Source organism: Variovorax sp. 20P10.2.4 (assembly GCF_058244205.1).
Genome location: NZ_JBZAYE010000187.1, coordinates 1 through 12,112, shown reverse-complemented (window position 1 = coordinate 12,112; position 12,112 = coordinate 1). Strand labels below are relative to the sequence as shown.

The window sequence follows — 12,112 nt, the reverse complement described above, 5'->3', positions numbered from 1 at the left end:
CCAGCGCGAGCTTCCAGCCGAGGTTGGCCGCGTCCTGGATGCCGCTGTTGCCGCCGCGCGCGCCGAAGGGGCTCACCACGTGCGCGGCATCGCCGATGAAGAACACGCGGCCATGGCGGAAGCGCTCGAGCAGGTGGTCGCGGTAGCCGTAGGGGCCGATCCAGACGAACTCGAACTCCACGCCCGGCCCGAGCTGCTCGCGCAGCCGCGCGCCCGCCACCTCGGGCCGGCTGATGTAGGCGGTGTCGCAGTCCTCGGGCATCTGGTAGTCGATGCGCCAGACGCCGTCGGCCATCAGGTGCTGCCAGACGCCGCGGCCCTCGTTGAAGGGCGCGTCGACCCAGGTCCAGCGCTCGGTCGGCAGCGGCTTGCGAAAGCGCACGTCGCTGATGCACCAGCGGTCGGTGCTGCGCGAGGCATGGGCCTCGATGCCGAGTCCGGTGCGGATCGCGCTGTTGGCGCCGGTGGCGTCGATCAGCCGGTCGGCCTCGATCGTGTAGCGGCCCGCGGGCGTCTCGACCTCGAGGCGCACGCCGTCGGCGATCGGTTCGACGCGCGTCACGCGGCTCTTCCAGCGCAGGTCGGTCAGGCCGAGCTCGAGGATGCGCTCGACCAGGAACCACTCGATGTAGAACTGCTGCAGGTTGATGAAGGGCGGTTGCCGCGAGACGCTGGCCGTCTGCAGGTTGAAGTTGTAGACCTCTTGCTCGCCCGAGAAGGTGCGCCCGAAGGACCAGATGATGCCCTTGGCCGCGATGCGCTCGAAGATGCCCAGGCGCTCGAAGATCTCCAGGCTCTTCTGCGCATAGCAGATGCCGCGCGAGGAGGCGCCGCGCACGCCGACGGTGTCGTCCTCGTCGAGCAGCACGGCGCGCACGCCGCGCTGCGCGAGGTCGCAGGCCAGCGTGAGGCCCGAGGGGCCGGCGCCGACGATCACGAGCGGGTGGCGCACCACCTGGCCGCTGGCCAGCTCGGGCGGCGGCACGAAGGGCCAGCTCGGCAGTTCGTAGGCGGGCGCGAAAGCGAATTGTTCTTCCATGGCTTGCCTGCGTGACTAGAGCGAATGCGCGAACTCGGCGATCGCGTCGGCGGCCTGCGGCACCAGCTCCGGCTGGCCCGCGAGGTAGTGGTTGCCGCCGACGATGTCGACGTTGCGGATGCGCGCGCCGCCCGCGGTTAGCCAGGCATCGCGCGTGCTCGGGAAGGTCGACTGGTCGCCGGTGTAGGTCAGCAGCAGCTTGCGCACCGTGGTGCGCGCGAGGTTGGTGGGGCCGTCGGCCTGCGAGCGCGAGGACCACTGCGACAGGAAAGCCGTGAGCGAGGTGGTGCGGCCCATCGCGTTGGCCGAGTAGTTGACCTGGCGCGCATCGCCCCAGACGCTGCCGGGCAGGCGGTCGTTGGGATCGAGCGAGAGGTCGATGCAGCGCGGATCGGCATGGGTGCGGTAGACGATGAAGGTCTGGTCGCGCGGCGCGCCCCCGGTGCCGCGCAGCAGCGCGAGCCGGTCGAGGCACCACTGCTCGATGCGCGCGAGCCGCGCCTGCTGCGCCGCGGAGAAGCGCGCGAGGAAATCGGCGTCGTAGGGCACGCGGTGGCGCGCGTCGTACATGTCGAGTTCGGGGTCCACCGACAGCGGGTCGTGCTCGTCGGTGACCGAGGGATCGATCCAGTCGCGCATCAGCCGCGTGCGGCCCAGGTGCGCGGCGCACAGCGCGATGCCGTCGACCGGCGGCAGGTCGCCGGGGTGCAGGTGGGTGGGGTCGCCGTCGGGGAAGTGCGTGGCCGTGAGCCGCTCGGCCTGCGCCTGGTAGAAGGCCGCGAGCGCGGCGCCGCCCGAGTTGCCGACCAGGAACACCTTCTCGTAGCCGGCCGCGCGCAGGTACTGCACGCCGGCGCCCAGGTCCTGGATCGCGCGCTCCATCAGCAGCACCGTGTCGTTGCCGACGTAGCGCGAGTTGAGCCCCATGCAGCAGATGCCGCGCTCGGCCAGCGGCGCGATCAGGTAGTGGCCCATGAAGTTGCTGGTGGGATGCATCACGATCGCCGCGATGCGCTTCGGACCCGCGGGCGCGCGGTACGCGCCGTAGATGCGCGGGCGCAGCATCTGCAGGCCCGACTGGCTCTCGAGCGCCGCGCCCGGCTTGACGTCGATGACGGCGAGTTGCAGTTCAGGCATCGGCCGTGCCTTTCGCGGCCAGCAGCTGCGCCTTGCGCGCGGTCCAGGCATCGAGGTCGGCATGGGCGCGCAGCGCGTGCGCGTCCATCTCGGCCTGCGGCACGGTCGGCGTGGTCAGTTCCACGCGGATGCCGTTGGGGTCGAAGAAGTAGATCGACTCGATGATGTGGTGGTCGGTGATGCCCAGCACCTCGACGCCCGCGGCCTCGAGCCGGGCCTTGGCGGCCAGCAGGTCGGGCACGCCGTCCACGCGCAGCGCGATGTGGTTGACCCACGAGGGCGTGTTGGGCGAGGGCAGCGCGGCGATGTCGTCGCCGAGGTCGAAGAAGGCGATGAAGGAGCCGTCGCGCATCCGGAAGAAGATGTGGACGTAGGGGCAGTACTCGCCGGTGCTGGGCACGTGGTCGCTCTTGATCACGTGCACCAGCGGCAGGCCGAGCAGGTCCTCGTAGAAGCGGCGGGTTTCCTCGCTGTCGCGGCAGCGCCAGGCGAAATGGTGCAGGCCCCGGATCGGGGGCGCGGCGGATGGGGTCGGCATCGGGCTTGTCTCCGGGACGGCCATCGGGGCCGTCCGAGCCGCTATTGGGCGATGGCTGGACCTATGATGCAATCGAAATTAATTCATCGATTGATGAAATAGCCATATGAATCTGACCTTGCGCCAGTTGCGCGCCTTCGCCGCCGTCGCCGAGACCGGCAGCTTCACCGCCGCGGCCCAGCAGCTGCACCTGACCCAGTCGGCGCTCAGCGTGCTGGTGCGCGAGCTCGAGCGCGAGATGGGCGTGCAGCTGCTCGACCGCCACACGCGGCGCGTGCTGCTGTCGGAGGCCGGGCGCGAGTTCCTGCCCTCGGTGCACCGGCTGCTCGGTGACCTCGCGGGCGCGGTGGCCGGCGTGACCGAGTTGCGCGACAAGAAGAAGGGCCTGCTGCGGCTGGCCGCGCCGCAGCTCATGGCCTGCACGCTGATGCCGCGCGTGATCGCCGTGTATCGCGCGCAATACCCCGACGTGGAGGTGCGGCTGGCCGACACCCTGCCCGAGCACCTGCTCGACGGCATCCTCGCGGGCGAGGTCGAGCTGGCCGTGGGGCAGGACCTCGAGGTCGATCCCGCGCTGATCGAGCGCCGCACGCTGCTGCGCGACCGCCACTGGCTGATCTGCCCGCCCGGCCATGCCTTCGAGGGGCGGCGCAAGGTGCGCTGGGCCGAACTGGCGCCCTACACCTTCATCGCGCCCACGCGCGACTTCCGCCAGCGCGTGCTGCCCGAACTCGCGAGCGCCGAGCGCGCCTGGATGCAGCGCCCCGGCACCCAGGAGGTGTCGTACATGACCACCGCGCTCGGCATGGTGGCCTCGGGGCTCGGGCTGACCGTGTGCCCGACCTATTCGGCGCCGCTGGTACAGGCGCACGGGCTGCGCATGGTGCGGCTGGAGGCGCCCGACTTCCACCGCGAGGTCTGCGTCTACGGCGCGGCGCGGCGTTCGCTGTCGCCCGCGGCGGCCAGCTTCGTGCAGATTCTGGAGCGCTTCGCCAGCGAGCGGGGCGAGGCCTGAAAAGCATCGGCCGGCGTCACGAGACGCACAGTCGCGCAGTGAGGCCCTACCTACAATGCGGGGCGACCCGTATCCATCCCATCCAGACCATGAACGTTCTTCGATTCACCGACCTCTGCGCCCAGGGCAAAGCCGCCGGCCAGCGCGTCTTCATCCGTGCCGACCTCAACGTGCCGCAGGACGATGCCGGCAACATCACCGAGGACACCCGCATCCGCGCCTCGGTGCCCTGCATCCAGCTGGCGCTCGATGCCGGTGCCGCGGTGATGGTCACCTCGCACCTCGGCCGCCCGACCGAGGGCGAGTTCAAGCCCGAGGATTCGCTGGCGCCGGTCGCCCAGCGCCTGGGCGAGCTGCTGGGCCGCGAGGTGCCGCTGGTCGCGAACTGGGTCGACGGCGTCGACGTGAAGCCGGGCCAGGTCGTGCTGCTCGAGAACTGCCGCCTCAACAAGGGCGAGAAGAAGAACGACGAGGCGCTCGCGCGCAAGCTCGCCGCGCTGACCGACATCTACGTCAACGACGCCTTCGGCACCGCGCACCGCGCCGAGGCCACCACCTACGGCATCGCGCAGTTCGCCAAGGTGGCGAGCGCCGGCCCGCTGCTGGCGGCCGAGATCGACGCCATCACCAAGGCCCTGGCCCAGCCCAAGCGCCCGCTGGTGGCGATCGTCGCGGGCTCCAAGGTCAGCACCAAGCTCACGATCCTGCAGAGCCTGTCGGCCAACGTCGACCAGCTGATCGTCGGCGGCGGCATCGCCAACACCTTCCTGCTCGCGGCCGGCCTGAAGATCGGCAAGTCGCTGGCCGAGCCCGACCTGGTCGACCAGGCGAAGTCGGTGATCGAATCGATGCGTGCGCGCGGCGCCGACGTGCCGATCCCGGTCGACGTGGTCACGGCCAAGACCTTCGCGGCCGACGCGCCGGCCACCGTCAAGGCGGCCAGCGAGGTGGCCGACGACGACCTGATCCTCGACATCGGCCCGAAGACGGCCGCGCAACTGGCCGCGCAACTGCGCGAGGCCGGCACCATCGTCTGGAACGGCCCGGTGGGCGTGTTCGAGTTCGACGCCTTCGCGGGCGGCACCAAGGCCATCGCCCAGGCGATCGCCGAGAGCAGCGCGTTCTCGATCGCCGGTGGCGGCGACACCCTCGCGGCGATCGCCAAGTACGGCATCGAGAAGGACGTGGGCTACATCTCGACCGGCGGCGGCGCCTTCCTCGAGGTGCTGGAGGGCAAGACCCTGCCGGCCTTCGAGATCCTGGCCAAGCGCGCCGCGGGCTGAGAGCGCGGAGGGATCGCGCGGATTCCATCGATCCGCGTGGTGTCTTCCACGCGACACATAAATTGTATACAGTAGCGGATACAAAAACGGAGATAGATCCATGAGCACCGACCGCCTTCCCCGCCACGCCACCAAGATCGTCGCCACGCTCGGCCCCGCGTCGAGCACGCCCGAGCTGCTCGAGCAGATGATCATCCACAAGGTGAGCGTGGTCCGGCTCAACTTCAGCCACGGGACGGCGCAGGACCACATCGACCGCGCCACCATGGTCCGCGAGGCGGCCCGCAAGGCCGGCCGCGAGGTCGCGATCATGGCCGACCTGCAGGGCCCGAAGATCCGCGTGGGCAAGTTCGCGCAGGGCAAGATCTGGCTCGAGCCGGGCGCGAAGTTCGTGCTCGACGCCTCGCGCACCGAGCCCGGCGACATCGATGCTGTGGGCCTCGACTACAAGGACCTGCCGCGCGACGTGCGCGCCGGCGACCGGCTGCTGCTCAACGACGGCCTGATCGTGCTGGTGGTCGATGCCGTGCGCGGCGAGGCGGTGCACACCACCGTCAAGCTCGGCGGCGAGCTCTCGAACAACAAGGGCATCAACAAGCAGGGCGGCGGCCTCACGGCGCCGGCGCTCACGGCCAAGGACATGGAGGACATCAAGACCGCGATGAGCTTCCAGGCCGACTACGTGGCCGTGAGCTTCCCGAAGAACGCGACCGACATGGAAATGGCGCGCCAGCTGTGCAACGTGGCCGCCGCCGAGTACGGCCACAAGCCCGGGCTGATCGCGAAGATCGAGCGTGCCGAGGCGATCCCGCGGCTCGAGGAGATCCTGCGCGCCAGCGACGGCATCATGGTCGCGCGCGGCGACCTCGCGGTCGAGGTCGGCAATGCCGCGGTGCCGGCACTGCAGAAGAGGATGATCCGCATGGCGCGCGAGATGGACAAGGTGGCGATCACCGCGACCCAGATGATGGAGTCGATGATCACCAACCCCGTGCCCACGCGCGCCGAGGTCAGCGACGTGGCGAACGCGGTGCTCGACGGCACCGACGCCGTGATGCTCTCGGCCGAGACCGCCTCGGGCCGCTATCCGCTCGAGACCGTGCAGGAGATGAGCCGCATCTGCGAAGCCGCCGAGGCCGCCGAAGACAAGCAGCTCGACGCCGACTTCAGCGGCCAGTCCTATGCGCGCATCGACCAGTCGATCGCCATGGGCGCGCTGTTCACCGCCCACCACCTGGGCGCCAAGGCCATCGTCGCGCTGACCGAGTCGGGCTCGACCCCACTGTGGATGAGCCGCCACCGCGCCCACATCCCGATGTACGCGCTGACCTCGCGCCTGGCGACGCAGCGCAAGATGGCGCTCTATCGCAACGTGCGCCCGCTGCTGATGGATTCGGAGAGCGACCGCGACACCGCGCTCGAGCAGGCCGAGGCGCATCTGAAGAAGCGCGGCATCGTGCAGAGCGGCGACGTCTACGCGATCACCTGCGGCGAGCCGATGGGCGCGCCGGGCGGCACCAACATGCTGAAGATCTGCCGCGCGAGCTGATCCGCGCGCGCTCGAAAAGACAAAGGCCGGCGCATGCCGGCCTTTCTTCCTGGCGCCGGCGTCCGGTCAGCCGTTGCGGAACAGGAAGCTGTAGGCGTTGAGCGCCGGCACGCCGCCCAGGTGCGCGTACAGCACCTTCGAGCCGGCCGGGAATTCGCCCAGGCGCACCTTCTCGATCATCCCGTGCATCGACTTGCCCTCGTACACCGGGTCGGTCAGCATGCCCTCGAAGCGCGCGCTCAGGCGGATCGCCTCCAGCGTGCCCTCGTTCGGCAGGCCGTACTCGGGGCCACCGAAACGGCGGTCGAGCACCACGTCCTTCTCGGTGATCTCGCGGCCCAGCTCGATCAGCTCGGCCGTGTTGCGCGCGATGCGCAGGATCTGCTCGAAGGTCTGCTGCGGCTTGGCCGAGGCATCGATGCCGATCACGCGGTCGGCCCGGCCGTCGGCCGCGAAGCCCGCGACCATACCGGCCTGCGTGCTGCCCGTGACCGAGCAGACCACGATGTAGTCGAACTTGAAACCGAGTTCGGCCTCCTGCTGGCGCACTTCCTCGGCGAAGCCCACGAAGCCCAGCCCGCCCAGCGGATGCTCGGAGCAGCCCGCGGGAATCGGGAACGGCTTGCCGCCGGCCTGGCGCACGCTGTCCATCGCGTCCTCCCAGCTCTTGCGGATGCCGATGTCGAAGCCGGCCGCGTCGAGCCGCACGTCGGCGCCGAGGATGCGCGACATCTCGATGTTGCCCACGCGGTCGTACACCGCGTCGGAGTAGTTGACCCAGTTCTCCTGCACCAGCACGCACTTCAGGCCCAGGTGCGCGGCCACCGCGGCCACCTGCCGGGTCTGGTTCGACTGGATGCCGCCGATCGACACCAGCGTGTCGTAGCCGCCCTCGAGCGCCTCGGGGATCAGGTACTCGAGCTTGCGCGTCTTGTTGCCGCCGAAGGCGAGGCCGCTGTTGCAGTCCTCGCGCTTCGCATAGAGCTCGACCTTGCCGCCGAGGTGGGCGCTCAGGCGCGGGAGCGGATGGATCGGCGTCGGGCCGAAGGTCAGCACGTGGCGGGGGAATTTCTTCAGGTTCATCGGCAAGACTCCAGGGTGAAGCACAGGGGGAAGGCGATGAAGCCGATGGTAGGAAGAAGGCTGAGCAACAGGGGTGCAAAATTCGGTGGCCTCGCAAACCAAAAGAAATCAAGATGCGGGGATCGAAGCCATTTGATGCGCCAAAGCCGCCATGAGCACAACAAAATTGCGTTCCTCGCCTGCGCGTTCCGCCAAGCCGCAGCAGGCCCCCACGCCCGCCGTTTCGGCGGCCGCCGCGCTCGACCGTACCGACCGCGCGATCCTGCGCGCGCTGCAGCGCGACGCCTCGATGTCCAACGTCGCGCTGGCCGCCAAGGTCAGCCTCAGCGCGCCGGCCTGCCTGCGCCGCGTCGAACGGCTCAAGGCCTCGGGCCTGATCAAGGGCGTGGTCGCGCTACTCGATGCGCAGGCGCTCGACATGGGCATGCTGGTGATGATCGGCGTGGTGCTCGACCGCTCCACGCCCGACTCCTTCGCCGACTTCGAGAAGGCCGCGCAGAAGGTCTCGGGCTGCCTCGAATGCCACGTGGTCACGGGCGAGTTCGACTACTTCATGCTCGTGCGCACGCGCGACAACGACAGCTTCAACCGGCTGCATGCCGAGCAGTTGCTCTACCTGCCGGGCGTGCGGCAGATCCGGACCTTCGTGGTGCTCAAGCAGGTGCTGTCGACCACACAGCTGCCTCTCTGACACGCGGCGCGCGCGTCATGCGCTGCAATCGACGCTTCGCCGCGCCGCGAAACCGGCGCCCCTTCCCGCGCGTACCCCTTCGATGACCTTTCCCGTCCTTGCGTCGATCCGCCGGCGCCGCCGTGCCCTGTCCACCGCCCTGGGCGTCGCCGCGGCCACCGCGCTCGCGGCCTGCTCGCCGATCAAGCTGCTCAACGGCCTGGTGCCCACCGACACCTACCAGTTCCAGGGCGACATCGCCTACGGACCCGCGCCGCGCCAGCAGCTCGACGTCTACCAGCCATTGCCCGACACCGCGCCCGCGCGCGGCCGGCGGCCGCTGGTGGTGTTCTTCTTCGGCGGCACCTGGAGCACCGGCGACCGCGCGAGCTACCGCTTCCTCGGCGAGGCGCTGGCCGCGCGCGGTGCCGTGGTGGTGGTGCCCGACTACGGCCTCTCGCCGCGCCATACCTACCCCGTGTTCGTGCGCGACAGCGCGCTGGCGGTGAAATGGGCACTCGACAACGCGGCCCAGCTCGGCGCCGACCCGAAGCAGGTCTACGTGATGGGCCACAGCTCGGGCGGCTACAACGCGGCCATGGTCGCGCTCGACGGCCGCTGGCTCGGCGAGCTCGGCGCCAGTCCGCGCCAGCTCGCGGGCTGGATCGGGCTGGCCGGGCCCTACGACTTCCTGCCCATCGGCGATCCGCAGACCCGCGTCGCCTTCGACTGGCCGCGTACGCCGGCCGATTCGCAGCCGCTCGCCCACGTCACGCCGGGCGCGCCGCGCACGCTGCTGATGGCCGCGGCCAAGGACAACCTGGTCTATCCCGAGCGCAACACCCTGCCGATGGCGGCCGCGCTGCGCGCCGCGGGCGTGCCGGTCGAGGTTCGCGTGTTCGACAACCTGAGCCACGTCACGCTGATGGGCGCCTTCGGCAAGCCCATCCAGTGGCTGGGCGGACCGGTGCTGCCGCCCGTGGTCGAGTTCCTCGGGTTGCCGTCAGTCCCGTCCCACAAGGGCCCTCGGTAGAATCGCGGCAGTTTTCTCTCGTCTTCTCCCCGTCTTCTCACCCTATTTCCCGCGAGGTATTTCCCCATGGCACTCGTCTCGATGCGCGAACTGCTGGACCATGCAGCCGCCAACGGCTACGGCATTCCGGCCTTCAACGTCAATAACCTCGAACAGGTCCAGGCCGTGATGGAAGCCGCCAAGGAAGTCGGCGCGCCCGTGATCCTCCAGGCCAGCGCGGGCGCCCGCAAGTACGCCGGCGAAGCCTTCATCAAGCACCTGATCCAGGCCGCCATCGAGGCCTATCCGCAGATCCCGCTGGTGATGCACCAGGACCATGGCCAGAGCCCGGCCATCTGCCAGGGCGCCATCGACCTCGGCTTCTCGTCCGTGATGATGGACGGCTCGCTGCACGAAGACGGCAAGACGCCGGCTTCGTTCGACTACAACGTCGACGTGACCCGCAAGGTGGTGCAACTGGCCCACAAGGTCGGCGTCACCGTCGAGGGCGAACTGGGCTGCCTGGGCTCGCTCGAGACCGGCATGGCCGGCGAGGAAGACGGCATCGGCGCCGAGGGCGTGCTCGACCACTCGGCCCTGCTGACCGACCCCGAGGAAGCCGCCCAGTTCGTCAAGGCCACGCAGCTCGACGCGCTGGCCATCGCGATCGGCACCAGCCACGGCGCCTACAAGTTCACCCGCAAGCCCACCGGCGACATCCTGTCGATCTCGCGCGTGAAGGAAATCCACGCCCGCCTGCCCAACACCCACCTGGTGATGCACGGCTCCTCGTCGGTGCCGCAGGACCTGCTCGAGATCATTCGCCAGTACGGCGGCAACATGAAGGAAACCTACGGCGTGCCGGTCGAGGAAATCCAGGAAGCCATCAAGTACGGCGTGCGCAAGATCAACATCGACACCGACATCCGCCTCGCGATGACCGGCGCGGTGCGCAAGTTCCTGGCCGAGAATCCCGAGAAGTTCGATGCCCGCGAGTGGCTCAAGCCCGCGCGCGAAGCCGCCAAGCAGATCTGCAAGCAGCGCTACATCGAGTTCGGCTGCGAAGGCCAGGCGCCCAAGATCAAGGGCGAATCGCTGCAGGTCGTCGCCGCCAAGTACACCAAGGGCGAACTCGCGCAAGAAGTGGTCTGAGCCGCTTGCCGTGAATACCCGGCCACCGCTCGCGGTGGCTTTTTTCTGCGCGCACAATCCGCTTCACCGTCCCCCGTTTTTCACCGTTCGTTGTCCCTGCCCATGACCACCGTCCACACCTCCTCCATCCAGAGCCTGCCCCTGCTTGCGCGCGGGAAGGTGCGCGACAACTACGCGGTCGGCGAGGACCGCATCCTGATGGTCGCGAGCGACCGGCTCAGCGCCTTCGACGTGATCATGGGCGAGCCGATCCCCGGCAAGGGCGAGATCCTCACGCAGATGGCGCTGTGGTGGTTCGACCGGCTCGGCCAGCTCTGCCCCAACCACCTGACCGGCGACGCGCCCGAGAGCGTGGTCAAGCCCGAGGAGGTCGCCCAGGTCACGGGCCGCTCGATGCTGGTCAAGCGCCTGAAGCCGATCCCGGTCGAGGCCGTGGTGCGCGGCTACCTGGCCGGCAGCGGCTGGAAGGAATACCAGGAATCGCGCGCGGTCTGCGGCGTGCCGCTGCCCGAGGGCCTGACCAACGCGAGCAAGCTGCCGCGCCCGATCTTCACGCCGGCCGCCAAGGCCGCTGCCGGCGAGCACGACGAGAACATCAGCTACGACCGCGTGGTCGAGATCGTCGGTCCCAAGCTCGCGCAGCAGATCCGCGAGACCAGCATCGCGATCTACGAGACCGCGGCCCAGATCGCGCTGACCAAGGGCATGATCATTGCCGACACCAAGTTCGAGTTCGGCCTCGACGAGGCCGGCACGCTGGTGCTGATGGACGAGGTGCTCACGCCCGACAGCTCGCGCTACTGGCCGGTCGAGGGCTACGAGGCCGCGCTGGCCGCCGGCACCAACCCGCCGAGCTACGACAAGCAGTTCGTGCGCGACTGGCTCGAGGCCACCAAGATCAACGGCAAGCCCTGGGACAAGACGCCGCCGGCGCCGCGCCTGCCGGCCGAGGTGATCGAGAAGACCGCCGCCAAGTACCGCGAGGCGCTGGAGCGGCTGACGGCCTGAGCGGGCCGGGGTTTCGTATCAAAGGGCCGGTTCTCCGGCCCTTTTTCTTTTCAGCGACCCGAACTCAGCGTTGCCACCGTGCGCCCGCCCGCGTCGAGCAGGGTCAGCCGTCCGGGCGCCAGCCGGTAGCTGGTCGTGCCCTGCAGCACCGCGAGGAACTGCGCCTCGGTCGCGCCGCGCACCGGGTCGGCGCAGGCCATGCGGGTGGCGGCGATCTGGCCGATGCGCAGTGCGCTGCCGGTGCGCGTGTACGAGCCCGTGATGCGGTTGCAGCCGCCCGAACCGGTAACGCGGGCGTTGGCGCGGTCGAACTGCAGCTGCGCGTCGCTGCCCGGCGCGATCGCCTCCTCGCCCAGCTGCGCCAGGCGCCACACCGGGCCTTCGATCGGCTCGTCGAGGTTGATGCCGCTGCCGCAGGCGGTCAGCAGTGCCGCGAGCGCGGTGGCGGCGAGGGCGGGAAGCACGCGGAGGGCGGCAGGGCGGGCGGAGGAGCGCATGGCCAGTCTGTCCTTTTGACGAATCTGCAACAAGGTGAAATCGGCGTCATCGTATGCGAGCCGGCGTGGCTCGCCAACGCCGGGGGGCCGTGGGGTTTTCGCCTCCGCGCGCTCAGCGCGGCAGGTCGG

At 69.5% G+C, this 12,112-nt stretch carries 12 protein-coding genes; 7 read left to right on the top strand and 5 right to left on the bottom strand.

The window, feature by feature from the left end:
- The 3 genes from AC27VN_RS18580 to AC27VN_RS18570 all read right to left on the bottom strand — a co-directional run.
- Window positions 1-1,039: FAD-dependent oxidoreductase (locus AC27VN_RS18580; RefSeq protein WP_490877469.1), on the bottom strand; the 1,039-nt coding region annotated here is incomplete at its 3' end.
- A gap of 15 nt (window positions 1,040-1,054) precedes the next feature.
- Window positions 1,055-2,176 carry an alpha/beta hydrolase family protein gene (locus tag AC27VN_RS18575; protein WP_490877468.1) on the bottom strand — a complete coding sequence of 374 codons (1,122 nt, stop codon included), beginning with the start codon at window positions 2,174-2,176 and terminating at the stop codon, window positions 1,055-1,057.
- On the bottom strand, window positions 2,169-2,714 hold the full coding sequence (locus tag AC27VN_RS18570) for a VOC family protein (RefSeq protein ID WP_057594377.1): 546 nt from the start codon (window positions 2,712-2,714) through the stop codon (window positions 2,169-2,171). The genes AC27VN_RS18575 and AC27VN_RS18570 overlap by 8 nt, the downstream gene beginning before the upstream one ends.
- A 106-nt stretch (window positions 2,715-2,820) precedes the next feature.
- Here AC27VN_RS18570 and AC27VN_RS18565 point away from each other — a divergent pair, with 106 nt between their 5' ends.
- The 3 genes from AC27VN_RS18565 (at window position 2,821) to pyk (ending at window position 6,561) form a co-directional block, all read left to right on the top strand.
- Entirely contained in the window at window positions 2,821-3,729 is a 909-nt protein-coding gene (locus AC27VN_RS18565) for a LysR family transcriptional regulator (protein ID WP_093351278.1), read from the top strand.
- An 89-nt stretch (window positions 3,730-3,818) separates the two neighbouring features.
- Window positions 3,819-5,012, top strand: a complete 1,194-nt coding sequence (locus AC27VN_RS18560) for a phosphoglycerate kinase (protein WP_093351276.1) — start codon at window positions 3,819-3,821, stop codon at window positions 5,010-5,012.
- A 100-nt stretch (window positions 5,013-5,112) separates the two neighbouring features.
- Complete coding sequence (gene pyk, locus AC27VN_RS18555) at window positions 5,113-6,561, top strand: pyruvate kinase (RefSeq protein WP_093351273.1); 1,449 nt, start codon at window positions 5,113-5,115, stop codon at window positions 6,559-6,561.
- Window positions 6,562-6,627: 66 nt separating this feature from the next.
- Here pyk and AC27VN_RS18550 read toward each other — a convergent pair whose 3' ends face one another.
- Window positions 6,628-7,644, bottom strand: a complete 1,017-nt coding sequence (locus AC27VN_RS18550; RefSeq protein WP_490877467.1) for a 1-aminocyclopropane-1-carboxylate deaminase — start codon at window positions 7,642-7,644, stop codon at window positions 6,628-6,630.
- Window positions 7,645-7,795: 151 nt separating this feature from the next.
- Here AC27VN_RS18550 and AC27VN_RS18545 point away from each other — a divergent pair, with 151 nt between their 5' ends.
- The 4 genes from AC27VN_RS18545 to AC27VN_RS18530 all read left to right on the top strand — a co-directional run bounded on the left by AC27VN_RS18545 (window position 7,796) and on the right by AC27VN_RS18530 (window position 11,486).
- Window positions 7,796-8,335, top strand: coding sequence for an Lrp/AsnC family transcriptional regulator (locus tag AC27VN_RS18545; RefSeq protein ID WP_093351268.1), 540 nt, complete (start codon window positions 7,796-7,798; stop codon window positions 8,333-8,335).
- A gap of 82 nt (window positions 8,336-8,417) precedes the next feature.
- Window positions 8,418-9,347 carry an alpha/beta hydrolase gene (locus AC27VN_RS18540; protein WP_490877466.1) on the top strand — a complete coding sequence of 310 codons (930 nt, stop codon included), beginning with the start codon at window positions 8,418-8,420 and terminating at the stop codon, window positions 9,345-9,347.
- A 66-nt stretch (window positions 9,348-9,413) separates the two neighbouring features.
- On the top strand, window positions 9,414-10,478 hold the full coding sequence (gene fba / locus AC27VN_RS18535; RefSeq protein WP_093351263.1) for a class II fructose-bisphosphate aldolase: 1,065 nt from the start codon (window positions 9,414-9,416) through the stop codon (window positions 10,476-10,478).
- A gap of 102 nt (window positions 10,479-10,580) precedes the next feature.
- A complete protein-coding gene (locus tag AC27VN_RS18530) occupies window positions 10,581-11,486 on the top strand; it encodes a phosphoribosylaminoimidazolesuccinocarboxamide synthase (RefSeq protein WP_490877465.1) in 906 nt (301 codons plus the stop codon).
- A 50-nt stretch (window positions 11,487-11,536) separates the two neighbouring features.
- Here AC27VN_RS18530 and AC27VN_RS18525 read toward each other — a convergent pair whose 3' ends face one another.
- Window positions 11,537-11,950, bottom strand: coding sequence for an META domain-containing protein (locus AC27VN_RS18525; RefSeq protein WP_296775045.1), 414 nt, complete (start codon window positions 11,948-11,950; stop codon window positions 11,537-11,539).
- Window positions 11,951-12,112 lie beyond the last annotated feature (162 nt).